The organism is Planctomycetaceae bacterium (assembly GCA_021371795.1).
Taxonomy (GTDB): Bacteria; Planctomycetota; Phycisphaerae; order Sedimentisphaerales; family UBA12454; genus UBA12454.
On record JAJFVK010000019.1, the window covers coordinates 57,154 to 81,748 of the forward strand.

Below are 24,595 nucleotides of genomic sequence, written 5' to 3' on the forward strand. Positions count from 1 at the left end.
TGTTACGCAGATTCTTTTCGTGCGGAATTTCCCGACTCAAACAGATCTTCTTTTCCCTCGACCACATCTTTGGTTAGTACATATTTCCCCGGTTTTGGTTCTTCGGGCAGTCTGTACATCAAATCAATCATTAATTCCTCTGTCAGTGCCCGCAGTGCTCGTGCGCCGGTATCGCGTTTGAGAGCCTTGCGAGCGATAGCCTTGAGCGCATCGTCTGTGAAGTCAAGTTCGGCCTGTTCCATTTTGAAAAACGTTTTATATTGTTTGACCAGCGCGTTTTTGGGTTTTGTGAGAATATCGATTAGCGCATTCTCGTCGAGCGCTTTTAGTGTCGTAATTACAGGCACTCTGCCGACGAATTCAGGAATCATTCCATATTCGATAATATCTTCAGGTACAACTTCTTCGAGCACATTCGAATATTCGGTATGGGCATCAACAGCCTGCTGGTTTTCAGAGCCGAAGCCAATCATTTTTCTGCCGAGCCGTTTTTTAATGATATTCTCCAGGCCTGTGAAAGTTCCGCCGCAGATGAAGAGAATATGAGTCGTATCGAGTTGAATATACTGCTGCTCCGGATGTTTTCGTCCGCCCTGCGGGGGAATATTCGCGGTAGTACCTTCGAGCATTTTCAAAAGCGCCTGCTGAACACCTTCGCCTGAAACGTCGCGTGTTATCGAGACGTTTTGAGTTGTTTTTCCGATTTTGTCTATTTCATCGATATAAACAATTCCACGCTGGGCAGCTTCGACATCGAAATCGGCGCTCTGCAGAAGACGCAGTAAAAAGTTTTCAACGTCTTCGCCGACATATCCCGCTTCTGTAACGGTCGTAGCATCGCAAATCGCGAACGGTACGTTAAGTTCTCTTGCGAGAGTTTTTGCCAGCAGCGTTTTGCCCGAGCCTGTCGGCCCGACCAGCAGAACGTTTGATTTGTCAATTTCTACATCGTTGCTTTCCTTGTCGGTATGCAGAAGACGTTTATAGTGATTATGCACAGCAACGGCAAGGATTTTTTTCGCGTGGTCCTGACCGATGACGTATTCATCGAGAAATTCCTTGATGTGTCTTGGTTTTGGTACTTCCTCAAGCAGAAAACCCGTATGAGTCATCCGCCTTTTTTCCTGCCTGACGATGTTATAGCAAAGCTCGACACATTCCGGACATATATAAACGCCGCCCGGGCCTTCCACAAATGCGTCAACTTGTTTTTTGCTTCTGCCGCAAAAGCTGCACGTTTCTTTACGTTTGCTGCCGCTATCTAAACCTTTTGCCATTCAATCTTACCTTTTCAAATTTACTCTTTTAATACAACTTTTTATAGAACAAAAGTTGTGTTAAAAAAAGTTTTTTATATAAAACAATCTCGGCCTTCAGGCCGAATCCGCAACTAACGACTAAAAACTAACGACTAATGACTATATTAGATCGTAACCCATTGTAAACGCGCTTTCATTGATGTAATACAGGCCTTTTTTGCCTTTGTAAAAAGCGCGTTTCATTCCGCTGACCACCGATTGCGGTTCGAGTATTCTCGTTTTCTTTATCATCGCGCCGAGCATTATAATGTTCGCGACTTTGATATTACCCATTCGTATCGCGAAATTCGTGGCGTCGATTCCCACGATGTCGAGATTTTTCTTCGGCACCTTGCCCAAGTCAATCATTGACGAATTGACAATCACCGGCGAACCCTGCATCAGCGTATCGACATATTTAATAAACGACGGTGCGTTCATTATCATCGCAAGATTCGGCCGTTCTATTATCGGCGAATCAATTTCATGGTCAGAAATGGAAATCAGCGCCTTGGCTGTTCCGCCGCGAACTTCAGCGCCGTAAGACGCCATCGCGCAAACATTTTTGCCCGCGTCGATGCACGCATAAGCAAGCACATTGCCGGCCAGAATCACGCCCTGACCGCCGAAGCCTGCTATTAACATATTAATTTCATTCTGCATATTATTCAACGTTTTTGTAAACCCCTAACGGGTAGTAGTTAAGCATTTGTTCTTCGATAAACTGCACCGCTTCGACAGGCGATACTTTCCAGCCGACAGGGCACATAGACAAAATTTCAACCATTGAAAAACCAATGCCGTTCATCTGGTTCTGGAAAATTTTTCTGATGGCCGCTTTTGTTTTGTTAATATTTCGCACGGAGTGAATGCTTGTGCGTTCGAGATATTTCGTTTCCTCAAGCGTCGAGAGCATTTCGCAGACTCGAATCGGTTTTCCCATTCCTTTTATCGTTCTGCCGAAAGGGGACGTGGTGGTTTTCTGGCCGACCAGAGTCGTTGGAGCCATTTGTCCGCCGGTCATACCGTAAGTCGCGTTGTTGACGAATATGGCAGACAGATTTTCGCCACGATTTGCAGCGTGCACAATTTCCGCGGTTCCGATTGCCGCAAGGTCACCGTCGCCCTGATAGAGCAGAATGAACTTGTCAGGATGAACGCGTTTTAATGCCGTGGCGACTGCCGGCGCTCTGCCATGGGCGCATTCGATAACGTCGCAGGATATATAATCGTAAAGAATAACAGCGCACCCGACAGGCGCGGTTAGAATCATTCGTTCGCGTATGCCGAGTTCATCAATCGCTTCGCCGATAAGACGCAGAATTATTCCGTGCCCGCAGCCGGGACAGTACTTTGTCGAATCCTGTATTATCGATTTTGGTTGTGATTTTACAATATTCATTATTTTTTCATTATCTCGCTGATTTTTTCATAAACGGAATCAGGAGTTGGATTCCATCCGCCGCCCATTCCGTAAAAATATATATTTTTTTTCGGCACAACGTCCATAAGCGTCAGCAGAACGTCTTCGAGCATTTGCCCCATACTCATTTCGATGACGAGAAATTTCACGTTCTTGTTTTTACGTGCGATATCGACAAGCTCGACATCCGGCCACGGCCAAAGTGTCTTGGGCCTGAACATGCCAATTTTTGTGCCGTTGGTATTATGTTTTTTAATCGCTGATTTCGCGATTCTGCTCGAAGCGCCGTAAGCGATTACGATAATGTCGGCGTTGTCGCAGTTGTATGTCTCGCACCAGCGAAGTTCTGATTTGATTTTGTTGTATTTCTGTTCCAGCTTGCGATTCAGCAGTTCCAAACCGTTTGCAGGATTGAGATACAGCGTCCGCACAACGTTCGGCTTTCTGCCCGCGCAGCCGGTAAGTGCCCAGTCTTTCGGCGGGAATTTGTCGAACATTGGTTTGTACGGATGCATCTGAAACGGCTCGACAAGCTGACCGATAATGCCGTCGCTTTGAATTAGTACAGGCATTCTATAATAGTCCGCCAAATCAAACGCGTTGAGCGTCATATCGTAACATTCCTGCACGCTGTTCGGCGCAAGCACAATGCAGCGATAATCGCCGTGCCCGCCGCCTCGCGTTGATTGAAAGTAGTCGGCCTGCGATGCTTCGATATTGCCGAGTCCCGGCCCGCCGCGGCAGACATTTACTATAACGCAGGGCAGTTCGGCGCCTGCGATGTAGCTTATGCCTTCCTGTTTGAGACTGATGCCCGGCGACGACGACGATGTCATTACCCGCACGCCCGCTGCCGATGCGCCGAATACCATATTGATTGCCGCCACTTCGCTTTCAGCCTGAATGAATACGCGGTTTTCTTCCTCCATTCTTTTGGAGAGGTATTCCGGCGTTTCAGTTTGCGGAGTGATTGGATATGCGAAATAGCAATAGCAGCCGGCCTTGATGGATGCTTCACCGACGGCCTCATTGCCTTTCATCAGCATTTGCTTATCTTGAGTTTCAGTTTTTTTTTCGTCAGCCATTAAGTCTCTTATACTGATTTTTAAATTTTTTCGTGCTGTACTTCGCGGTTAAAGCGAAGCGGGCAACGAAGTTACAAACTTCACGACGCGCGAGTAATAATACCAAGTGGTATTATCCTGCTTAACCTGCGGCCTCGATTATTGTAAAGCAGCAGTCCGGACAGATGATGTAGCATGCGCCGCAGCCGTTGCATTTTTCGTCGATAGCGACGTAATCGTAACCTTTTTTATTGCTGGTGCCGCTTTTATGAATGGCAGCCTGCGGACAGACGCCGATGCACAGATCGCAGCCCTTGCACTTTTCGAGATTCATTATTGCTTTTTTTGCCATAGTATTTTTCGTATTTATAATCCAATTAACTTACCACAAGATTGACAAGTTTGCAACAAAACTTAACGTCTTGTTAGTAAATAGTTTATGACCGCTTGTGAACGTGCAATATGTGATAAAAATAATTTCTCTGTGGTCTCTGTGTCCTCTGTGGCTAACAAAAAAGATTATCTCGGTGGCTTATCTTCCAGCGAATTGAACTATCATCGATTCGATAGCGGTTTGTGCGGACGCCTTACCGGTCTTGATTTCGTAATCGAACTGTGCAAGCTGCCGCAGGCAATCGCCGATTTTTTTCAAGCCGGTCTTTTTTAATGTGGCGAAAAATTCCTGCTGATTCCAGATGCGAAGTTTTTTTGCGACCATATCCGGCCGTTCGCCTTTTGCAATAAGGGCTGCCGCGCTGAACATTCTGCGGAAGTGCCACGCAAATGCGCCGATGATCGTGTACTCAATATCTTTATCTGTCTGAAACATTTTTCGCAGTTGCTCCATTGCTTTGCCTGCGTTTGCCGCCATCATTGCGTCGATAACCTCAAACGCGTCGAATGCGCGATTGCGTCCGACAACTTCCGAGATATGTTTTTCTGTGATATTTTTTGCCGAGTTGATGTAGGCTGCCAGTTTGTCGATTTCATTGCGAAGAATCCCCGGCTCTTCGCCGGCAAATTCGATAAGCATTTGCGCTGCGTTATATGAGAGGTTTTTGCCCGACTGACTTGCGTAATCGGTGATGTATGATGTAAGCTCACGCGATTTCATTTCAACGACTTCGATAAGTTCGCCGCCGGATTTCGGCAGCATTTTGGCAAGTCTGGTATTTGAAGGCCATGAGCTTACGGAAAGAATAAGCACGCCTTTTGGTGCGGGGTTTTCAAAATATTTTTCTAAAAGTTCGCGGTTATCGCTTACGAAATCGTCCGCACCGGCGATAACAACTACGCGTTTTTCCGCCAGAAAGGGCAGTGTTCGCAGTTCGTCGAAAACCTCTGCTGCCGTAATTTTGTCGGCGTCTGCCCGCCAAAGGCTCATCTGCATTTGCTCCGGCGTAAGCAGTTGATTTACTAATGCGGTTACTTTCTCTGCGGAAAGAAATTCATCTTTGCCCGCAACGACATATATTCGACAACCTGAAAGGTTTTGTTTTGTATTTTTATCTTTTGCCAATTTTTAAATCTTAATATCTTCTTTTTACAAATACTTCTTTGACATCTATTTTGAGCGGACTTCCGACTATTTTCGAAGTTTTTCTGATTAACTCTTTCCAGTCTTTTTCGTATTTGTACCCTTTGGTTTGGTTCCAGCATGCACCGGCGTAATACGTTACGACATTATTACTTCGTGCGTTGGCCAGCAGCAGGTAATGTTCTCCGTCTTCGGCGGCTTTATACGTTATCGACTCTTTGTCCAAAATAATGCCGCAGCCGATAGTTCCAAATTCTTTGTCCGGCTCCTGCCAGTAGCCGAGATATTCGTTAACAGTGCCGTAGGTTGGTTTGCCGCCTCGGTCGCATTTTACGATTCCGATTGCGAAAACAACATTGCTCACATCGCCGTCGAATCTGCTTTCGATTTTGCAGAAGTTCCAGCCTTTATCAAGAGTGATTCTTTTTATTTCCTGAAGTTTTCTGCCGTCGCCCATATCCCACGGCTTGTAGGATACCTCAAATATTGCTCTGATTGGTCCGTTGGCGATGACTTTGTGCTGGTCATAATTTTCCGACACCAGTAATTTGCCGTCAGCCCAAACGCCGATGCCTCCGCAGCCAAGCGTGTGAGCGACATTGAAGAAATCAATGGCATAAGGATTGTCAGAATGATAATAATCGTGTCCTTTTTTGTACAGGATGGGCATTACCGGCTTTGTGCTTTTCTTAACCCAAACGTCGATACCGCTGCTTGTAAGTTCGGTTCTTTGCAGTTCCTGACCGTAAATTCTGAACGCGATTTTGTCGTTCTCCCACGCAAAATCGTCTTTGCGTTGTGGAACGTAATAAGCTGCCGCACGGTCATAAACTTCGACTTTATTCGCCGCGTTTGCTTCGTAAACTGTGAAAGTTTGAGTTTGTCGTGCTCTGATGTCTGTCAGGAAAAGAATTTCATCATTTTTGCCGTCTTCATCTTTGTCGAGAAGCTGACTGGGCACGAATGTTTTTAGCGAGTCATTGTAAATCGCCGGCTTGACAGTCTCAAACATTGGCAGATCACCAAGATTAACCGCAACGACAGCAGAGTCTCTGCCAGTGTCGATTAGATTAGTTACAAATATTTTGGTATCTGCCTTTGCAGTTTGCACAAACGATAAAATTACTGCAATCCATAAAACAACCAACTTATTCATAATAAATCCTTTTACAATAAGTGTTTATTCGTGTTAATTCGTGGTTGAATCCGTTTTTCCGTCGGTTTCTTTAGTATCTTCCGCCGGCGTATCATCATCTTTTTCTTCTTTGACGACACGTTCAACTGCGACAACTTTATCATCTTCATCGAGTTTAATCAGCCGAACGCCTTGGGTGTTTCTGCCGATTTCGCGCAGCTCATCCAGCCCTGTGCGGATGATGATGCCCTTTGCGGTGATAAGCATAATATCATCATCGCCCTTGACCGTTTTAATCGCGACAACGTTTCCGTTTCTGTCGGAAGTCTTGATATTAATCAGACCGATACCGCCGCGATTCTGCGACCTGTAATCTTCGAGTTCCGTGCGTTTGCCGAAACCGAGTTCGCAAACCGTCAGCAGCGAAGCGCCTTCTTCTGCGATAACCATATCGACGACATAATCGCCTTTCCGCAGCGAAATACCTTTCACGCCGTGCGCCGAGCGACCCATTGGCCGGGCCTGTTCTTCGTCGAAACGAATCGCCATACCGTCTTTTGTTCCGAGGATGATATGGTTTTTTCCGTTTGTCATCGCAACGCCGATGAGCGCGTCGTCCGGGTCGATTTTGACAGCTATAATTCCGCTTGGCCGCGGATTGCTGTAAAGCGACAGTGCCGATTTCTTGATAATGCCGTTCTTTGTCGCCATCACGAGATTGCGTTCGTCGAATGTGCTGACGTTGATAATCGACGTAATTTTCTGGTCGCCCATATCCAAAAGGTTCGCGACGCTTCTGCCTTTGCTCTGCCGCGTAAGCGATGGAACATTATAAACCTTCAGCCAGTAGCATTTGCCGCGATTCGTGAACACCATCAGATAATCGTGCGTCGATGCGGTGAACATCGACTCGATAAAATCGCCTTCGCGCGTATCCGAGCCGATAATGCCTTTTCCGCCGCGACCCTGTTTGCGATAGGTATCAATCGGCATTCGTTTGACGTAACCGCCATGGCTCAATGTTACGAGTACCTCTTCGTCCGCGATGAGGTCTTCCATATCCATCTCTTCCATTTCTTCGGCGATTTCCGTCATACGTTTGTTGGCGTATTTTTCTTTGAGTTCGGTTAAATCCGCGACAATAATATCCAGCACTTTTCTTTCGCTGGCGAGAATTTCTTCATAGCCTTTAATTTCATTTACCAGGTCGGCGTATTCTTTGCTCAATTTTTCAATTTCAAGACCGGTCAGCCTTTGAAGCTGCATAGTCAGAATCGCGTCAGCCTGTGGTCCGGTCAGAAACTGCTCTTCGCTGGTTGCTCTGCTCATAAACTCTGTCGGCAGCAGTTTCTTCAGCGTTGCCGTTTCGATGAGTTTGAGCGCCTTGTTCATCAAGTTGATTTTTGCTGATGGTGTATCAGGCGATTTCTTTATCAGTTCGATAATTTCATCGATATCGCTGATTGCCAGAATCAGACCTTCCAAAATATGAGCGCGATTCTTGCACTTATTCAGCAGGAATCGTGTGCGTCTGCGAATCACAATTTTGCGATGCCCGATGAAATGTTCCATCATTTCACGGATATTCAGCGTCTCCGGCCTGTTATTAACCAGTGCTACGTTTGAAACCGCGAACGTAGATTGCAGCGGCGTGTATTTATAAAGTTTATTGAGTACAATCTGCGACTCTGCGTCTTTTTTCAGTTCAACGACAATTCGCATTCCGTTTCTGTCTGATTCATCTCGCACATCTGAAACTTCCGGCAGCAGATCGTTTTCGACAAGCTCGGCGATTTTTTCAACGATGCTTGTCTTGACGGTCATATACGGAATTTCGGTAACGATGATATGCGTTCGGCCCTTCTTGGTCTCTTCAAATTCGACTTTGCCGCGAACCCTCAAATGTCCCTTGCCGGTTGTGTATGCGTCGCGAATACCTTTGCGTCCGCAGATTATACCGCCCGTTGGAAAGTCAGGGCCGGGCAGGACTCGCATAATATCTTTGAACCCGCAGTTAGGGTCGTTGATGATAAGCAGCATGGCATCGCAAATTTCGCCCAGATTGTGCGGCGCTAAATTTGTCGCCATACCGACCGCGATACCCGTCGAGCCGTTGACTAAAAGATTTGGAAACTTCGACGGCAGAACCAAAGGCTCTTCGCGTGTCTCGTCATAGTTCGGAACAAAATCTACTGTGTCGCGATTAATATCTTCGAGCATTTCCGTCGCTTCAGCAGACATTCTCGCTTCTGTATACCTCATCGCCGCCGGCGGGTCATTATCGATACTTCCGAAATTTCCCTGCGGGTCAACGAGCGTATGCCGCATATTCCAGTCCTGCGCCATACGTACTAAAGTGCCGTAGGTCGCCTGGTCGCCGTGCGGATGATAGTTACCGCCGGTATCGCCGACGATCTTGGCGCATTTTCTATGCTTGCTGCGAGGCCCTAAGTTAAGGTCGTTCATCGCGACAAGCACACGTCTTTGCGAAGGCTTCAATCCGTCTCGTACATCCGGCAGTGCCCTCGATACGATAACGCTCATCGCGTAGTTCATATACGAATTCTTCATCTCATCGAGAATTCGTTGTTCTTCAACTCGTTCCGTTTTCTTTGGTTCCTGCGTTTCGCTCATAAATCCTTTTATATCAATAAATTATGAATGTAGTGATATTTTAAAATTCCGACTTATTTATAAACGCTAAAGTGTATTATCAAAGTGGTTTGAAGTCAAGAATTTTAAATCGTATCCGAGCTTTGAGCCGGATTGTCAAAAACAGTTATGTGGTGAAAATTGGCTGAAAATCTTTTGCCGCTTTTTCGAGCTGCGAGGTTTGTTCTGCTGTGATTGTTCTGTAATTCGGAGCCAGTTCCATTGCCAAACGGAATAACTTTTCTTCTCCGGGCGGAAGGGCTGCTGTAATCCTCTGTGATAGTGTCCAGTTCAAAGCCAGTTTTGCCAACTCCGGGTCATCAAGCGGTTCATACCAGCATTTCGAATAGGCCTTCCTTTTCGGGGATTCGTCGTTATCCCACTTTTGTTTTGCCATCGCCTTAAGTGCAAGTATTCCCATATTGCGTTTTTTTGCTTCAGCCAGAACAGCCTGTTCGAATTTATTTCGAAAATGTGTGCAGAAATTGACCGGATAAAGAATCGTATCAAAATCAAATTCACGCATAGCCGTCAGAGCGGCTTGAGGTGAGTGAGCTGAAAAACCAATAAATCGAATTATCCCCGCCTTTTTGGCCTCAATAAACGTCTGAATCGCACCGTCTTTTGATAAGGCTCTTTTCACATCTTTTTCAACATCCGTCAGCGCATGTAATTGATAGAGTTCAAGATGATTTGTTTCAAGATGCTTTAGTGAATTATCCAGTTCCTCTTTCGCGCCCATGCGGTCCCGCAGAGCTGTTTTACAGGCAAGAAATACATTCTTGCGATGTGGTTTTAACGCAGGCCCAAGTTTTAGCTCGGCATCGCCGTAGGAAGGAGCAACGTCAAAATAATTAATCCCTTTTTCAATTGCTTCCTGCACAATCACCGCCGCATGAGCAGGTTCAGAATTCATTACAACAATTCCACCCATCCCAATGATTGAAAGTTTAAAACCCGTCTGTCCAAGCAAACGTTTTGGCAGTTCTGTTTGAATGTTTTTGCTGAAAGGTTCTTCCATTTCTATTTTCTACTGTATAACATCAAAAGTGTATTGCCAATACGGGTTATTGTCAAGGGTTTAAAACGATAAAACCAGTTTTTGAATTTGTGTTTCACATTTGAATATTATATTATCTTGTTTAGCCGTGGCCGGTACAGCCACGAGTAATTTATGTTTAGCGGTCGTCGGGACGACGACCAGTATTTTCGTGTTTAGCGGTTGCCGGTACGGCAACCAGAGTGTTTAATGATTATTGCATATCATGCGATTTTTACGACTTATGGCACATGGCTGCCGAATGACCCGCGAGGTTCATATTCGAAGGAAATTTACAATGATGACATTGAAAAACTGGGCGAAATAAAATACGGCAGACAAACACCGCCGCCGAAAAATCAGATTTTGAAATTTTATTCGCAGGCCGTTCCAACATTAGACAGAGATGCGTATTTGATTAACGATTATACAAGACCTGTGATTGCAGGCGCTTTCTCAAAAGTTGTTAAACGATTGAATATTGAGGTTCCCGCCTGTTCGATAATGAATGACCATGTGCATATACTAATTTTACGTTCAAGTTATAGTATTGAGTATCTTGTAAATCAATTGAAAGGTTCCGCCACCAAAGAGTTGAATTTGAACGATAGTCCCTGGACTCGCGGATTTTGGAGAGTATTTATAGATAGTGAAGAGATATTAAAAGTTGCAATAAAATATGTGAACAATAATCCTGCCAAGTCCGGCCTTTCTCCTCAAATCTGGAGTTTCATCAAACCATTATCAATTTGATTTTTGTTTAGTTCCCGCATCCTCGTTTAGCGGTCGCCGGAACGGCGACCCGTAAATGTTTAGCCGCCTCCGGTACGGAGGCGAGTATTTTCGTGTTTAGCCGTGGCCGGAACGGCCACGAGTGTTTTCATGTTTAGTGGTCGTTGGCATTCTAATCCTCGCAGGGTACGGCCACGAGTGTTTCGTGTTTAGCCGCCTCCGAAATTTTAATCCTCGATTCTTTAGGATTTTTCTGCTTCAAAGGGAAAAATCAGAGAGGACGGAGGCGAGTATTTCCATGTTTAGCCGTCGCCGGCACGGCGATGTGTCCGGATGTATCTTATTCTCGTGTCATTCCAGACCTGTCCGGTCGAAGCGCAGCGTAGATCCCTGCGGGAAAAATCTAAATCATTTAAAATTTTAAATCGAAAATGTACCTGACACCGTTAATTTCCCATTAAATACGTAAGCTTCACATTTTTTTTAATTATTTGTTGAATATGCCGGTGAAGATTTTATAATACAGTAAGTTGTGCATAGAAAATGGTTGGGACTTTTTGGGAGAATAACATGAAGTTAGGTTACACATTAATTTGTATTGTATTCAATTCATTGGTTTTTGGTGCATCTTTTTATGATATTGATTTTTCAGAAAGTACTCGGCCATATTCGGTTGTATTTGGTTCGCCGAGAATTCAAAATAGTTTTGGCCATATTTCAAATAACTGTCTTGTCTTCAATCCTAAAAGCAGCACATATGAGCAAATTGAGCTTAAATTAGGCAAAGGACAGAAAACTTATCAATTGTCTTTTGATATCGAAACAAAAAAACTCACTAATTCCAAGTATGCATTTACAGTTTTATTTGATACGCCTACTGTACAAACATTTTCCCTTCATGGAATGCTGAATGATATATACATGTTTAATCCTTATGCCGGCGGATCAAAACGCACATTTTTCACCTTTTCAGATAATTCTTTGATGCATATCGATGTAGATATTAATTTGATGTCATCACGATGGTCTATTGCCGTCAATCAAAATGTGATTGGCAGCAGCGGATTTCATTCTGATACCGGTGATATCAGGTCTATACGTTTTGCTCTTTCGCCTTGGTCAGGCACAGCAGGTCTTGATAATAGTATTTATGTCGGAATTGATAATATTCTGGTTACGCCAGAGCCTGCAACACTTATTCTTATGTGCGCAGGAGCTTTCATTCTAAGAAAGAAACATTAATTCTGAAAAATTCAATTTGGTACGTCCGACCTGTTCGATTGAAGTGTAACGAAAATCCCTGTGGGTTACAATCCCTGCGGGAAAAATACACACCGTTTAAAATTTGAAATCTGTACCGGACACCTTCATTTCCCTCTAAATTTAAAAAAGTTCATTCTGTTTTACAGTAGTTAATTTGTATTCTACTGGTTGGAATTTCCATTTACCATTTTCCAAACAACATTCACTCATGCAAAATGCATTTTTCCATCGGCTATTTTGCATCCGTGCGTATCCCTCTCGATACCGTTTTATTAAGGCTTTTACGGGTTCTGCAACTATTTTGTGATAATTTTTATCCGTTGTCGTAAAACCATGTGCCACTCGAAACGAACCAATTAGTAAATCTGTTAATTGTAGGAATTGACAGTCATCATAAGACTGACAATCTTTTGTTGTATGGTTGCCTGTTTTGTCATCTATCGAATAAAGACCGCCTTGTATTGAAAAATAATCTCTTAATCCTGACAGACGATCAACAATTCTCTCGTGGTCAAGATTTCTTCGCTGATGCTCACAACCGTCAAAATGCATCTTTGTTATTTCAATAGTATTTTCGTCGTTACCTAAAAAGTGAACTCCTCCTTTTAGTCCCATTCTAAATGTAGTTTCAACCTTTCCACCATAATCTAACGCATTAGACATGTTTTTAAAACTATCACGTTCTCTAAATACTATAAACTTGGCACCTATAGGTTGTTTTACGATATCTTCATAATTGCCATCCCATACGATTTTACCTTTTTGTTGTCTCCCCAGTCTGATTGTATATTTATCTTTACCAAATTTGGTCATCATCGCACCAACTGCGAATAAAACCCATAATTCTGCACAAACAAAAGCCTTATCACGATATTTAATTTCTTTGATTCCAATCGGTTTCCTATGATTTGTATTAGTGCGTATTTCTTCTAAATATTTAAGGAAAAGTGATTTAGTGGCCTCAGGGACCAAAAGCATTCCATGCCAATATCCATCTACTTTTGATTCGTCATGATATAAATGGTATTTCATTCTGTCTGAAGATTATTTTCCCTGAATTGCTTGTGATAGTTCACTAATTCTTCCAAGTAATAAATACCAAAGCCAAGGTATTATTGTTAACGTTAAAAAAGTTCCCACAATAGTTCCAAAACAAGAGAGTATTGCAATTCCAATACCAAGAAAAATCCTTGAAGACGTGGTTTGAATTTGCCATTTTTCATTGCTTACTTCAAATCTAATATTCCACAAGTAGTCATCAAAGGCATATTGAGGAATTGGGTTTGATTCGCAGCGTATTAGTGCTTTTGCTTTAGCAATTTTTTCGTTTTGATATATAAGGGAATTAGTGATTTTTTCCAAATCTTTCCAAGAAAATGCGACAAGTATATCATCTTTCATCCATTCTGGATTTCCCTTAATGTCCTGACTTTTTTTTCCAATATCAGCACATAATTTTTCTATTGCTATCTCAGTGTCTTTTATCTTTTGTGGCGTATCTCCGTTTGGTTCACTCCAAGATGCACAAAATCCTATGACAAGTCCTATGGTTCCTAATATAATCGAAACTATAACTCGTGTTTTTAATTTTATTTTCTTCTTTTCCACTTTTTCCCTTCGCCTAAACATTTATTCTTAAAATTTAATTTTTGATTTGTCATTTTGTATTTTGATATTTGATTTTTAAATTAGATAACTGCCTCCTGTTTTTCATTGTTGCTATTGCCTCAATGCCTTACACAAAATATCATATCCTAAATACCGAGCATTTCAAGTAAAATCCGCACATAATTTACCTGAAAATTTTCTACGATAGCGAGTCAAAACCAGCGATTTTGGAGTGAAAAACATTATTTGTTTGATTTTCATCTAACTTTATGGTATAATACCCATATAAAATTACGGATATTTCCAATCCTATTGGCTAATGACTACTGAATATTGGCTACTAAAAACATCCTTAATTTTTTTGACGATTTCACTTCATTCCACTGCTGTTTTAGATTTTTTTACTGCATTTCAGTGCGATTTAGTTACGTTTTAGTGTCAAAAAATGTTGAAAAGTGTCGTTTTCGGGGGTAAATGAACCGGAAAATTGGGGTTTTTCATTGAAAAGTTAATACTTTGAAGCACTTTATGAGGTGTTTTTTAAGGTTTTGGAACGCTTTTGAAGCGTTTTTTTTAATAAATGTGCGCAAGAAAAAAAAACTTTGCGCAATTAATTCCGTGCGTCGAAGCGAAGCGGAGACCTCCGAATCTTCAGGTTTTTTTCTGCCTCGAAAGAAAAAAACAGAGGGGGTGATTTTTCAAAAACTTGTGAAATTTTAAAAATCATCCCTCGAAGAGGGATTCCTTATTTTTGCATTTTGATTTTTTATTTTTGATTTTGTGATGCAGATTCGACTGTGTTGAAAAGCAGCATCGTAATTGTCATTGGTCCGACTCCGCCGGGGACGGGAGTTATCATTGACGCAACTTTACTGCATCCTTCGAAATCGACATCGCCGACAAGTCTAAAGCCGTTCTTCTTCGTCGCATCCTCAATTCGATTTACGCCGACATCAATAACCACTGCGCCTTCTTTGAGCATATCGGCGGTAATCGTGTTCGGCTTGCCTGCGGCGGCAATCACAATGTCAGCCTTCTTTGTGTGAGCTGCGATATCTTTTGTTCTTGTATGGCAGACGGTAACGGTTGCGTTGCCGATAGGGGACTTTTGAATGAGCATATTCGCAAGCGGTTTGCCAACTATATTGCTTCTGCCTACGATGACGACTTCTGCGCCATCAAGTTTCACGCCGCTGCGGATTAATAACTGAACGACGCCGTGCGGGGTGCAGGGCAGGAATGCTTTTTGGCCGACGCACATCTTGCCGACGTTCACCGGATGGAAGCCATCAACGTCTTTTGCCGGGTCGATTGCCAATAAAATTTTCTGTTCGTCAATTTGTTTCGGCAGAGGAAGCTGAACGAGTATGCCGTGGATTCGTGGGTCTTTATTCATCTTCTCAACGAGGTTCAGCAGTTCTCTTTCCGTTGTATCTGCGGGCAGGCGGTTATCGCTTGAATACATTCCGATATCGTGGCAGGCTTTTTCTTTTGCGGTAACGTAAGATATGCTCGCGGGATTTTCGCCGACGAGAATCACGCCCAGGCCGGGTGTGATGCTTTTTGCCTTTAACGCTTCGACTTTAGTTTTAAGTTCCTGGCGGATATCCGCCGCTATTTGTTTACCATCAATAATCTTTGCTGCCATTTAAAATCCTTGGCCGAAGGCCTTTCCACAATTTTTATTTTTGATATTTGATTTTTAATTTTCTTTAGAATAATCCCTTTACTTTTCCGGTTTCGACATCTACGTCGATGTTTCTGAACGCCGGGTTTGATGCTGTTCCGGGCATTAGTTTAATATCGCCTGCGACCGGCACGATAAAGCCGGCACCTTTGTAAACCATAATATCGCGGACGGGTAAAGTCCAACCCTTTGGTCTGCCTTTGATATTCGGGTCATGCGACAGCGAAAGGTGTGTTTTAACCATGCACGTGCCGAGCGTTTGCGATTCAGGGTCGGCTTCAAGTGTCTTTGCTTTTTCCAGAGCGGCGGGCGAATATTCTACGCCGTCTGCGCCGTAAACTTCCTTCGCGATGAGTTCGATTCTCTGACGCAGCGGAGTTTTTAGGTCGTAGAGGAATTTGAAATTATTTTTTTCGTTCGCAGCGGCCATTACAGCTTCGGCAAGTTCGATTGCACCGGCTCCGCCTTTGAGCCAGTGTTCTGAAAGGGCGCAGTAAGCTCCGTTGGCTTCGGCGATTTTTTTAACGAGTGCGATTTCTGCTTTTGTGTCTGTGTAAAAGCTGTTTATGCAGACGACGGGGCGAACGCCGCTTTTCTTTACAATGTCAATATGAGCTAAAAGATTTTCGCAGCCTTTTTCTACCAGTGCGAGATTTTCTTTTATGTAGGCTTCATCTAATGGTGCGCCAGGCTTAACGGCAGGGCCGCCGCCGTGCATTTTTAACGCGCGAATGGTTGCGACGATTACGACGGCATTTGGCACAAGTCCTGACATTCGGCATTTGAGGTTCCAGAATTTTTCAAAGCCGATATCCGCTGCGAATCCGCTTTCTGTAACGTGATAGTCTGAAAGTCTTGTTCCAATTTCGTCGGCGATGATTGAGCTTTGGCCGATTGCAATATTTGCGAATGGTCCTGCGTGTACGAAGACCGGCTGGCCTTCGATTGTTTGCAGTAAATTTGGATTAATCGCCTTCGTCATCCACGCAGTCATCGCTCCATCGACTTCGAGGTCGGCGGCGGTAACTGCTTTTCCGGATTTGCTGTACGCTACGACGATTTTGGCCATTCGTTTTCGCATATCGGCGAGGTCTTTTGAAACGGCCAGAATCGCCATAACTTCACTTGAAACGGAAATTGCGAAGCCGGACTTCATTTCAAAGCCATCCATTTTTCCGCCGCGGCCGATTATAATATCTCGAAGCGATTGTGCACAAAAATCCATAACCCATTTCATCTGTACTGTATCGGGGTCGATGTCCAATCTTTTTAATCCGCTTTTTGCCAGTCTGGCGTCATCGTAATTATTTTCGTGCTGAAGTCTGGCTGTCAGCGCGACCATTGCGAGATTGTTGGCGTTTGTAATTGAATCGATGTCGCCCGTAAGGCCGAGTGAAAGCGGGGCGAGCGGAATACATTGCGCAAGTCCGCCGCCTGCTGCGGAGCCTTTAATGTTGAATGTCGGGCCGCCGCTGGGCTGACGAATCGCACCGGTAACTTTTTTGCCGAGTTTGCCGAGTCCCTGAACAAGGCCGATTGTCGTCGTCGTTTTGCCTTCGCCGAGCGGGGTGGGAGTTATCGCGGTAACGTCGATGTATTTTGCTTTTTGAGGTTTGCCGAGTCTGTTCAAAATCTTTTTGTAGTCAATCTTCGCCAGCAGTCTGCCCATCGGGATTATTTCTTCATCCATGATGCCAATTTCGTGAGCAACCTGAACTATTGGTTTTGCGGATTCTTCTGACGCTTCGGCGATTTGCCAGTCTTTGAGTTTTGTCGGGTCGAGCATTTAATTTCCTTTTTAAACCACGAATTAATGCGAATGTTAATAACGTTGATTTTCTACTAAATACGTGGAATTAGATATAAAAAGCAAGCGTTTTTTTTGAACTATTGTGCTATTCAAGCCGTTAAACTCTTCAAAATCACATCCATATCGACATTATCTTTGAGCAGTTCGTAAGTTCTTGCGATTTTGTGGTAGTCGTCGGAGCGGATTTTGAAATGCAAATCCTTCATCTTCGACGTTACCGAAAACGTGTCTTCGGTAGTAAAAAGTACAGGAATAGTGCTTTTGAGCAGCAGCGACAAAATAGTCGTATCTGGTTTTAAGCCGCCGGTGAGAATGATTCCGCCACTGCACAGTTTTTCATGGTAGTCGCTCGATTCGGAAAGCGCAAGCGTGAGCAGGATATTGTCGATTCTATCGCCGGGGGTAATAATTAGCGTGTTTTTCTCGATGTATTTCAAAACGTTCTGTGGTTCCATCGCGGCGACAACGGTGTGCTCGATTTTGTTATGGAGAAACTCGCGACCGCTCAAGACCTGGAATCCAAATTCCTCTGCGACCTGACCGATTGAAAAAATAGATAAGTCCGATTCGAACGGAATTGTGCCGATGAGCTTCGAGCCGATAAGCTCAATGCCTTTTGCGCCGATGGATTTAATTTTTTGCAGCTTTTGCGGGAAAACTTTGTTCAGTATTACGCCGACGACGTTTACGTTATACTGTTTGAAAAGCGCAAGCGATAAAGTGATTTCATCTATTGGTTTTCCAATTCCGCCTGACGCGACGATTATTACATCCGCGCCGAGCATTTGCGCAACACGTGCGTTCGATAAGCCAAAGCAGCTTCCGACGCCTGCGTGGCCGGTGCCTTCGACGATGATTGTCGAGTGTTCCTTTTTGAGCCGTTCGTAACTTTCGAGGATTTGTTTTTCGAGCGAAGTAACATTGGGGTTCATTATGAATTTTGTGGTGAAGCCCTCGGCGACCGCAATCGGACTCATATCCTGCGGCTGGTCTTTGAGTTTGAAAGACTGGAGCATAAGCACCGCGTCTTCGTCAACGCTGTGGCCTTCGTAAATAACATACCTTTGGCCGACGGGCTTGATGTAGCCGACATTGTGGCCGAGGTGGTGCAAATGCTGAATTAGACCGCAAATCACGGCGGTTTTGCCGCTGTCCTGTCCTGTTGCGCTGATATATAGTGGCTTCATAAAAAATCAAATGTCAAAAATTAAAAATCAAAATTTAGGAATCCGCCCATCTTCTTGCTTTTGCAGTATAGATTACAAAAGAGGGCTAACGGTATTTATATGCTATTTATAGTGAACAAACGCGGTTTTTACAAGTATAAACCTTGATTTGTAAGGCGTTATTTTTAAAATAATTATGGCGTTTTTAGCAGAATAGTGCTAAAATTCATTTTTCGTGTAGAAAATACCGAAGTATAAAAATGGACAAACTGCTGTTTACAAAAGAAGAATTTTCGAAAATTCAGGCCGCATTCGCGGGCAATTTCGCTCTGCCGATTGAAACAACCGGTACGGATGGCAAATGCGTTTCTAATTTGTGCAGCAAAAATTGCAATCCTGAATTTTGCAAAATAGTACTCAAAAGCCCGGCCGGCGCCAAACGCTGCCATCAGGACAGACTCCGCAGTTTGAAAATGGCGTTCGAGACCGGTCAGCCTTATATAACAATTTGCCACGCGGGGATAGTTCTGGCGTGCGTGCCGATAATGGACAGGGATAAACCGCTGGGCGGAATATTCTTCGGCAAATGTCTGTGGAATGCTCCCGATGAAATCCTAATCGATGATATTGACAAACGCCTTAAAGGGATTCGCATCAACAGGCAAAAACTTCGGCAGGCTATCGAAAAACTTCCGATTCTGGCGGGCAGAAAAATTCACGAAGCAGCAGAATTCCTGTTCGTGCTTTTATACGAATCGACAGGACTCGACCCCTACGTCGTTCAGTGGCGAAGGCAGCGAAGCCAGCAGCAGTCTGAAATCGGCGAACTGATAAAAGAACACAAGGAAGAAACAGGAGCCGGTCAGTATCCGCTGGAAGCTGAAAAACAGCTTATGGAAAAAGTAAGAATCGGCGACCGAACCGGCGCAAAAGAAGTTCTGAATATGATTCTGGCGAGCATTATGCTCAAAGACCCAGGAAATATTTCGGTTCTCAAAGCACGAATGCTTGAGCTTTTGAGTATTCTCGGCAGAAGCGCAGTCGAGGGCGGAGTCGATATCAATTTTATGCTTGAAAAAAATCTGGATTACATAAATAAAGTTCTGCAAATCGACAGCCAACAGGATTTGTGTGCGTGGATAAGCAACGCACTGAACGATTTTGTCGAACTGGTCTATTCGATTCAGGATAAAAGGCGGGTGTCGCAAATCAAGCCGGCGACGGATTTTATCAGTCAGCATTTTAACGAACAAATTACGCTCGAAGACGTCGCACACAGCGCACATTTGAGCGTTTCTCGTTTGAGTCATATTTTTAAGGAACAAACAGGGCTGACGATTGTAGATTATATTACGAAGTCGCGAATTGAATACGCCAAGGAACTTTTGATTTCCACGAATAAAAACTGTACGGAAATATGTTTCGATACAGGTTATAATAATCAGAGTTATTTTACCAGAACGTTTAAAGAAGTTACAGGTATGACGCCCAGACAGTTTAGGGAAATGAACAGAAGAAAATGACAGAAAGATTAAATGGGCAATAAAATATCAGATTCAAAAAGGCTGCATGTGATGATTGCCGAAGGTGAAGGCCTTACTGTCGAATTTAAGGAGCATTATACTTCTAAAATCGACAAGGATATAGTTGCGTTTGCCAACACTAAAGGCGGCCATATATTGCTTGGCGTTGCGGATAATGGCAGAATAACCGGTCAAAAATTAAATAATAAAATAAAATCTGAAATTCATAATATTGCCAGAAACTGCGAACCATCCATAAATATCAGCCGTATTTTACAGATTGATGAAACTGCCATTGTAGAAATTCCGGAAGGCGACGAAAAACCTTATAGTTGCAGTGGCGGGTATTTCCGCAGGCTTGATGCTGTAACGCAAAAAATGAGTCAAAGAGAAGTTCGAATTCTTTTTCGCCAGACCGATACTGTTTCTTTTGAATCACAGGTTTGCCGGAATTTGAACCTTAAGGATATTTCTCTTACCAAGGTCAGAACATTTTTAAAAGAAACAGGTACGGCACTAAAGGTTGGCAAGACAGATTTGTCTTTGTTTTTTTCGAGTCTTGGCGTTTTAGATAAAAACAAGATAAATAATGCTGGTGCATTAATGTTTGCTTCGAAGATAGAAAAGTATATTCCACATTCCGAAATTATTCTTGGCGCATTTAAAGGAAATGATAAAACTCATATATTCGACAGAAAAGATGTTCGTGGGGACCTTTTTACTCAATTTAATGAGGCGGTATCATTTTTAATGAAGCATTTAAATATTCGCAGTGAAATTAAAGGCGTAAACCGTAACGATGTGTACGAGATACCGTTGGAGGTTTTGAGAGAAGCTGTCATCAATGCGATAGTTCACAGGGATTATACTGTTAAAGGGACAAGCATCTATGTTATGGTTTTTGACGACAGGGTTGAAATAGAAAATCCTGGCGGCTTGCTTTCAGGGGTTACTATGCAGAGCCTAGGAAAGGCCTCTGTAAGGCGAAATCCTGTTATTGCGGATATGTTCCACAGGATGGGAATTGTTGAGCGTATGGGGTCAGGCATAGATAGGATGCGGAATGTTTTGCGCAATGCCGGTCTTAAGGAGCCGGTATTTGAGGCAGATGAGTTTTTCCGTGTTGTATTTTTCCGTAATCCGCTTTATTCTCTCAAAAAGACTGGGGGAACTATGGAGAAAACTGTGGAAAAGACTGTGGAGAAAATTTTGGATTTGATTAAAAATAATCCTAATGTTACGCAAAAGATGATGGCCGATCAAACTGGTTTGACAAGGAGAGGCGTAGAATGGAATCTTCGGAAACTAAAAGCAGAAGGTTTTATTCGCAGAACAGGTTCTGTCAGAAAAGGATTCTGGGAAATTATAAAATAATAAAAGATTAGATTTTGATATAACAATGAAGAAAAAAATAGCAATACTCGGTTCAACAGGCTCGATAGGCAGAAATGCCCTGAAAGTCATCGATGCGCTCGGTGATAAATACGAAGTGGTCGCTCTGACAGCACATAATAATATAGAACTGCTCGCAGAGCAGGTGCAAAAATATCAGCCTAAAATAGCGGTTGTTACAAATGCGAAAAAGGTTGATGAATTTAAGAAATTACTGGAGAAAGACACATCGCCGTGCCGGCGACGGCTAAACGAGGGGTTTGAAATATATTCCGACCTGACGGCGGCGGCGTGTGATGCGGAAATAGACGTTGTTATCGCGGCAGTTGTCGGTGCGGCAGGGCTTGAGGCGATATTAAACGCAGCCAGAGCGGGCAAGATTCTGGCAATCGCAAATAAAGAGCCGCTGGTTATAGCCGGTGCGCTTTTGACGAAAATAGCAAAAGAATCCGGCGCGAAAATACTGCCTGTCGATAGCGAACATTCGGCAATTTTTCAGTCTTTGCAGGCAGGAAATATTAAAGAAATAAATAGAATAATCCTGACGGCAAGCGGCGGGCCATTCCGAGGTGCGACGAAAGAACAAATTCAAAACGCGACTCTCGAACAGGCTCTTGCGCATCCGACGTGGAGTATGGGAAAGAAAATTACGGTCGATTCGGCAACGATGATGAATAAGGCACTTGAAGTTATCGAAGCCAAATGGCTTTTCGATGTGCCTGTGGAAAAAATCGATGTTCTGGTTCATCCGGAATCGATTATTCATTCGATGGTCGAATTTATAGACGGCTCGGTGATTGCGCAAATGTCTGCGCCGGATATGTGTCTGCCGATTCAATATGCCCTCACGTTTCCGAACAGAGTTAAAGGTATAACCAAACACCTGCGGCTTGAAGAAATCGGCAGGCTGACGTTTGAAAAGCCTGATATGGAAGTCTTCAAGGCTCTGAAAATCGGGTATGAGGTCGCCAAAACTGATGGGACGGCGGCGGCAGTGTTCAACGCGGCCAACGAAGCGGCGGTGAAAGAATTTCTGGAAGGAAAAATAAAATTTGTTAATATAGTCGAACTTATTGAGCGTTGTCTCGATAAACATAATGTTAAAATCAATGCGAGCCTGGAAGAACTGCTTTTGGCGGATAACTGGGCGAGAAATGAGGTAAGTAAATGGCTGAACAAGTAGTGGTTGAACAAAAAAATGTAAAAAACAAAAATTTGATAAACGCCTTCATTCTGGTCGTTCTGGTCGGAATGATTGCGTATTTTATCTCCAAAAACTTTAATAAAAGCAGCAGTATAATCCTGTCGTTTGTCGGGTTGGGCGTTGTGATCTTTATTCACGAATTCGGGCATTTCGCGGCGGGCAAACTTTGCGGTATTAAAGTCGAGGCGTTCGCTATCGGCTTCGGCACGATTATTATCGCTTTCAAAAAGATAGACAACTTTCTGCAAATACGAATTCTTCCGACGATTCTTGAAAAGCATAATGACCCCGACCAGGCGGGGCTGCTTTGCGTTAAGATTCCAATGAACTGCAAAGCGGGCGAAACGGAATATCAGCTTCGCGTTTTTCCGGTCGGCGGTTTTGTGAAACTTATGGGGCAGGAAGATTTGGGCGCGGACAAGAAATGCCAAGACCCGCGAGCGTTTACTAACGTTGCGATTTGGAAGCGAATCGTCGCGGTATCGGCAGGCGTTACATTGAATATCGTCCTGGCGGCGATACTTTTTGTAATCGTATTTATGCGAGGCATTAATCTTCCGCCTGCAATCGTCGGCGATGTGATGCCGGGGTATCCTGCTTATAATGCCGGTCTGAAAGTGGGCGATGAAATCCTTGCGGTCAACGGCAAAAGCAATCTTGATTTTATGGGTATCGCTTTCGAGGCAGCGCTTATTGGCAAAGACAAGCCGGTGAGTTTTAAAGTTAAACGCACTGATGGAAGCGTAGTCGATATGAATATTGTTCCGACGCGAATAGCTGAACTGGGCATCAAGGGGGTCGGCATTGGACAGCCGTCAACACTTGAGGTCGCAAAAGTTGCGGACGTAAACGCATTGGAAGCACAATACGGAGTGCTGCCGGGCGATGTTTTGGCAGCGGTTGACGGACAGCCGGTCGAACAGTTCTGGCAGTTCAGCGAAAAATTGGACAACAGTTTTGAACCGAATGTTACTGTCGCGTATAAAAGGGCGGGGCAGGATGCACTTATTGAGAAAAAATTATTGCTGGAATATTCGCCGGTGATTGTTTATCGCGAAGATACAGATGTTTATGTGCCGTCGCATATTTACGGACTTGTGCCGAGGCTGAAGATTTACAGCGTTCAAACGCCTGAAGCAAATGAGGCGTTTCGGCAGGGCGATATTATTGTTCAAGCCGGCGAAATCGCGAATCCAAATTACAAGCAGCTTCGCGAACTGACGACGGCAAGTCTTGGTCAGGAAATGACGATGGTCGTTTTGCGGGGCGGCGAATCTGTTGAAGTGAAAATATCGCCGAAGAAAAGCAGTGACGGCAGAGCGGTGTTGGGAATTGTCGTGATGCTTGATGTTGAGAACGCTTTTGCGGCGCAGACGACAGACGCAAATACTTATGCCTGGTCGGGTGATTTAGCCAAAGGTGCACAGATATTGTCAATCGCGGGCAAAGATGTGAAAAATTATTTCGATATCGCAAACGCGCTTAACGCAAATTGCGGAAAAACGGTTAAAGTAAAATATGAAGGCGTTTTGGATAATGAGGAAACTTCGTTCGCGGTACCCGCTGACGGAAATCCGATACAGGCAAGATCGCAGATTGTCGATGCTCCGCCGTTTAAGATGCTCAAGACGCTTTATCGTGCGACAGGGCCTGGCGATGCGATAAAGAAGGGCAGCAGAAAAACGCTTGAGTTCGTCGGACAGACTTATATGACAATCAAAGGTTTAATCGTGCGGGATATAAGTCCAAAGAGCCTGATGGGGCCGATTGGTATGATTGCGGCAAGTACGAAGATTATTTCCGACCGCGATTTTATGCAGTACTTCTATTTTATGGGAATGATTAGCGCGTGTCTTGCGGTGATGAATTTTCTGCCGCTGCCGATTTTTGACGGCGGACTTGTTGTGCTTTTGATAATCGAAAAAATTATCGGCAGGCCGGTGAATGAAAAGGTGCAGGAAGTTCTGGTCTATATCGGTCTGGTGGGAATAATCGGTCTGGTGATTGTTGTATGCTATAATGATATTTTAAGGTGGTTTTTACATAAATAAAAGGAGCGGGC

The 24,595-nt window shown here is 43.9% G+C and carries 20 protein-coding genes; 6 read left to right on the forward strand and 14 right to left on the reverse strand.

Annotated features, from left to right (window positions below; translation table 11 throughout):
• Positions 1 to 2 precede the first annotated feature (2 nt).
• The 9 genes from clpX to LLF92_08970 all read right to left on the reverse strand — a co-directional run bounded on the left by clpX (position 3) and on the right by LLF92_08970 (position 10,130).
• Positions 3 to 1,277: an ATP-dependent Clp protease ATP-binding subunit ClpX gene (gene clpX / locus LLF92_08930; GenBank protein ID MCE5341233.1), complete on the reverse strand. Its 1,275-nt coding sequence runs from the start codon at positions 1,275 to 1,277 to the stop codon at positions 3 to 5.
• 141 nt (positions 1,278 to 1,418) lie between these two features.
• Entirely contained in the window at positions 1,419 to 1,961 is a 543-nt protein-coding gene (locus tag LLF92_08935) for a 2-oxoacid:acceptor oxidoreductase family protein (GenBank protein ID MCE5341234.1), read from the reverse strand.
• A 1-nt stretch (position 1,962) separates the two neighbouring features.
• On the reverse strand, positions 1,963 to 2,700 hold the full coding sequence (locus tag LLF92_08940) for a thiamine pyrophosphate-dependent enzyme (protein ID MCE5341235.1): 738 nt from the start codon (positions 2,698 to 2,700) through the stop codon (positions 1,963 to 1,965).
• A complete protein-coding gene (vorB, locus tag LLF92_08945; GenBank protein MCE5341236.1) occupies positions 2,700 to 3,806 on the reverse strand; it encodes a 3-methyl-2-oxobutanoate dehydrogenase subunit VorB in 1,107 nt (368 codons plus the stop codon). The genes LLF92_08940 and vorB overlap by 1 nt, the downstream gene beginning before the upstream one ends.
• A gap of 121 nt (positions 3,807 to 3,927) precedes the next feature.
• A complete protein-coding gene (locus LLF92_08950; protein ID MCE5341237.1) occupies positions 3,928 to 4,137 on the reverse strand; it encodes a 4Fe-4S binding protein in 210 nt (69 codons plus the stop codon).
• A gap of 180 nt (positions 4,138 to 4,317) precedes the next feature.
• Positions 4,318 to 5,304 carry a DNA polymerase III subunit delta gene (gene holA / locus LLF92_08955; protein MCE5341238.1) on the reverse strand — a complete coding sequence of 329 codons (987 nt, stop codon included), beginning with the start codon at positions 5,302 to 5,304 and terminating at the stop codon, positions 4,318 to 4,320.
• A gap of 10 nt (positions 5,305 to 5,314) precedes the next feature.
• A complete protein-coding gene (locus LLF92_08960; protein MCE5341239.1) occupies positions 5,315 to 6,478 on the reverse strand; it encodes a DUF4861 domain-containing protein in 1,164 nt (387 codons plus the stop codon).
• 33 nt (positions 6,479 to 6,511) lie between these two features.
• Positions 6,512 to 9,091, reverse strand: coding sequence for a DNA gyrase subunit A (gyrA, locus tag LLF92_08965; protein MCE5341240.1), 2,580 nt, complete (start codon positions 9,089 to 9,091; stop codon positions 6,512 to 6,514).
• A gap of 145 nt (positions 9,092 to 9,236) precedes the next feature.
• Entirely contained in the window at positions 9,237 to 10,130 is an 894-nt protein-coding gene (locus LLF92_08970; GenBank protein MCE5341241.1) for an aldo/keto reductase, read from the reverse strand.
• Positions 10,131 to 10,358: 228 nt separating this feature from the next.
• Here LLF92_08970 and LLF92_08975 point away from each other — a divergent pair, with 228 nt between their 5' ends.
• Complete coding sequence (locus LLF92_08975) at positions 10,359 to 10,901, forward strand: transposase (protein ID MCE5341242.1); 543 nt, start codon at positions 10,359 to 10,361, stop codon at positions 10,899 to 10,901.
• Between the two features lie 549 nt (positions 10,902 to 11,450).
• Entirely contained in the window at positions 11,451 to 12,122 is a 672-nt protein-coding gene (locus tag LLF92_08980) for a PEP-CTERM sorting domain-containing protein (GenBank protein ID MCE5341243.1), read from the forward strand.
• A gap of 141 nt (positions 12,123 to 12,263) precedes the next feature.
• On the opposite strand, the gene LLF92_08985 is transcribed toward LLF92_08980, so the two are convergent.
• The 5 genes from LLF92_08985 to LLF92_09005 form a co-directional block, all read right to left on the reverse strand.
• The gene (locus LLF92_08985; protein MCE5341244.1) at positions 12,264 to 13,175 is read right to left on the reverse strand and encodes a hypothetical protein; all 912 of its coding nucleotides are present in this window, start codon (positions 13,173 to 13,175) and stop codon (positions 12,264 to 12,266) included.
• A gap of 12 nt (positions 13,176 to 13,187) precedes the next feature.
• A complete protein-coding gene (locus tag LLF92_08990) occupies positions 13,188 to 13,751 on the reverse strand; it encodes a hypothetical protein (protein ID MCE5341245.1) in 564 nt (187 codons plus the stop codon).
• Positions 13,752 to 14,517: 766 nt separating this feature from the next.
• On the reverse strand, positions 14,518 to 15,399 hold the full coding sequence (gene folD, locus LLF92_08995; GenBank protein MCE5341246.1) for a bifunctional methylenetetrahydrofolate dehydrogenase/methenyltetrahydrofolate cyclohydrolase FolD: 882 nt from the start codon (positions 15,397 to 15,399) through the stop codon (positions 14,518 to 14,520).
• A 64-nt stretch (positions 15,400 to 15,463) separates the two neighbouring features.
• Positions 15,464 to 17,224 (reverse strand): formate--tetrahydrofolate ligase, encoded by a 1,761-nt coding sequence (locus LLF92_09000; GenBank protein MCE5341247.1) that lies wholly within the window; start codon positions 17,222 to 17,224, stop codon positions 15,464 to 15,466.
• 113 nt (positions 17,225 to 17,337) lie between these two features.
• Positions 17,338 to 18,435 carry an AAA family ATPase gene (locus tag LLF92_09005; protein ID MCE5341248.1) on the reverse strand — a complete coding sequence of 366 codons (1,098 nt, stop codon included), beginning with the start codon at positions 18,433 to 18,435 and terminating at the stop codon, positions 17,338 to 17,340.
• A gap of 239 nt (positions 18,436 to 18,674) precedes the next feature.
• On the opposite strand from LLF92_09005, the gene LLF92_09010 reads away from it, so the two are divergent.
• Genes LLF92_09010 through LLF92_09025 form a run of 4 tightly spaced genes read left to right on the forward strand, consistent with a single transcriptional unit; the run spans position 18,675 to position 24,584 of the window.
• On the forward strand, positions 18,675 to 19,937 hold the full coding sequence (locus tag LLF92_09010; GenBank protein ID MCE5341249.1) for a PocR ligand-binding domain-containing protein: 1,263 nt from the start codon (positions 18,675 to 18,677) through the stop codon (positions 19,935 to 19,937).
• 12 nt (positions 19,938 to 19,949) lie between these two features.
• Positions 19,950 to 21,311, forward strand: coding sequence for a helix-turn-helix domain-containing protein (locus LLF92_09015; GenBank protein ID MCE5341250.1), 1,362 nt, complete (start codon positions 19,950 to 19,952; stop codon positions 21,309 to 21,311).
• Positions 21,312 to 21,336: 25 nt separating this feature from the next.
• Positions 21,337 to 22,512 carry a 1-deoxy-D-xylulose-5-phosphate reductoisomerase gene (locus tag LLF92_09020; protein MCE5341251.1) on the forward strand — a complete coding sequence of 392 codons (1,176 nt, stop codon included), beginning with the start codon at positions 21,337 to 21,339 and terminating at the stop codon, positions 22,510 to 22,512.
• Positions 22,497 to 24,584: a site-2 protease family protein gene (locus LLF92_09025; protein ID MCE5341252.1), complete on the forward strand. Its 2,088-nt coding sequence runs from the start codon at positions 22,497 to 22,499 to the stop codon at positions 24,582 to 24,584. The genes LLF92_09020 and LLF92_09025 overlap by 16 nt, the downstream gene beginning before the upstream one ends.
• Positions 24,585 to 24,595 lie beyond the last annotated feature (11 nt).

Bases quoted from the DNA above. Each gene is read 5' to 3' on its own strand.
- LLF92_08940 (MCE5341235.1), bottom strand. From the start codon at position 2,700: ATGAATATTGTAAAATCACAACCAAAATCGATAATACAGGATTCGACA.
- LLF92_08935 (MCE5341234.1), bottom strand. From the start codon at position 1,961: ATGCAGAATGAAATTAATATGTTAATAGCAGGCTTCGGCGGTCAGGGC.
- LLF92_09010 (MCE5341249.1), top strand. From the start codon at position 18,675: ATGGACAAACTGCTGTTTACAAAAGAAGAATTTTCGAAAATTCAGGCC.
- LLF92_08950 (MCE5341237.1), bottom strand. From the start codon at position 4,137: ATGGCAAAAAAAGCAATAATGAATCTCGAAAAGTGCAAGGGCTGCGAT.
- LLF92_09015 (MCE5341250.1), top strand. From the start codon at position 19,950: ATGGGCAATAAAATATCAGATTCAAAAAGGCTGCATGTGATGATTGCC.
- clpX (MCE5341233.1), bottom strand. From the start codon at position 1,277: ATGGCAAAAGGTTTAGATAGCGGCAGCAAACGTAAAGAAACGTGCAGC.
- LLF92_09025 (MCE5341252.1), top strand. From the start codon at position 22,497: ATGGCTGAACAAGTAGTGGTTGAACAAAAAAATGTAAAAAACAAAAAT.
- LLF92_08960 (MCE5341239.1), bottom strand. From the start codon at position 6,478: ATGAATAAGTTGGTTGTTTTATGGATTGCAGTAATTTTATCGTTTGTG.
- LLF92_08985 (MCE5341244.1), bottom strand. From the start codon at position 13,175: ATGAAATACCATTTATATCATGACGAATCAAAAGTAGATGGATATTGG.
- LLF92_09020 (MCE5341251.1), top strand. From the start codon at position 21,337: ATGAAGAAAAAAATAGCAATACTCGGTTCAACAGGCTCGATAGGCAGA.
- folD (MCE5341246.1), bottom strand. From the start codon at position 15,399: ATGGCAGCAAAGATTATTGATGGTAAACAAATAGCGGCGGATATCCGC.
- LLF92_09000 (MCE5341247.1), bottom strand. From the start codon at position 17,224: ATGCTCGACCCGACAAAACTCAAAGACTGGCAAATCGCCGAAGCGTCA.
- gyrA (MCE5341240.1), bottom strand. From the start codon at position 9,091: ATGAGCGAAACGCAGGAACCAAAGAAAACGGAACGAGTTGAAGAACAA.
- vorB (MCE5341236.1), bottom strand. From the start codon at position 3,806: ATGGCTGACGAAAAAAAAACTGAAACTCAAGATAAGCAAATGCTGATG.
- LLF92_08970 (MCE5341241.1), bottom strand. From the start codon at position 10,130: ATGGAAGAACCTTTCAGCAAAAACATTCAAACAGAACTGCCAAAACGT.
- LLF92_09005 (MCE5341248.1), bottom strand. From the start codon at position 18,435: ATGAAGCCACTATATATCAGCGCAACAGGACAGGACAGCGGCAAAACC.
- LLF92_08980 (MCE5341243.1), top strand. From the start codon at position 11,451: ATGAAGTTAGGTTACACATTAATTTGTATTGTATTCAATTCATTGGTT.
- LLF92_08975 (MCE5341242.1), top strand. From the start codon at position 10,359: ATGATTATTGCATATCATGCGATTTTTACGACTTATGGCACATGGCTG.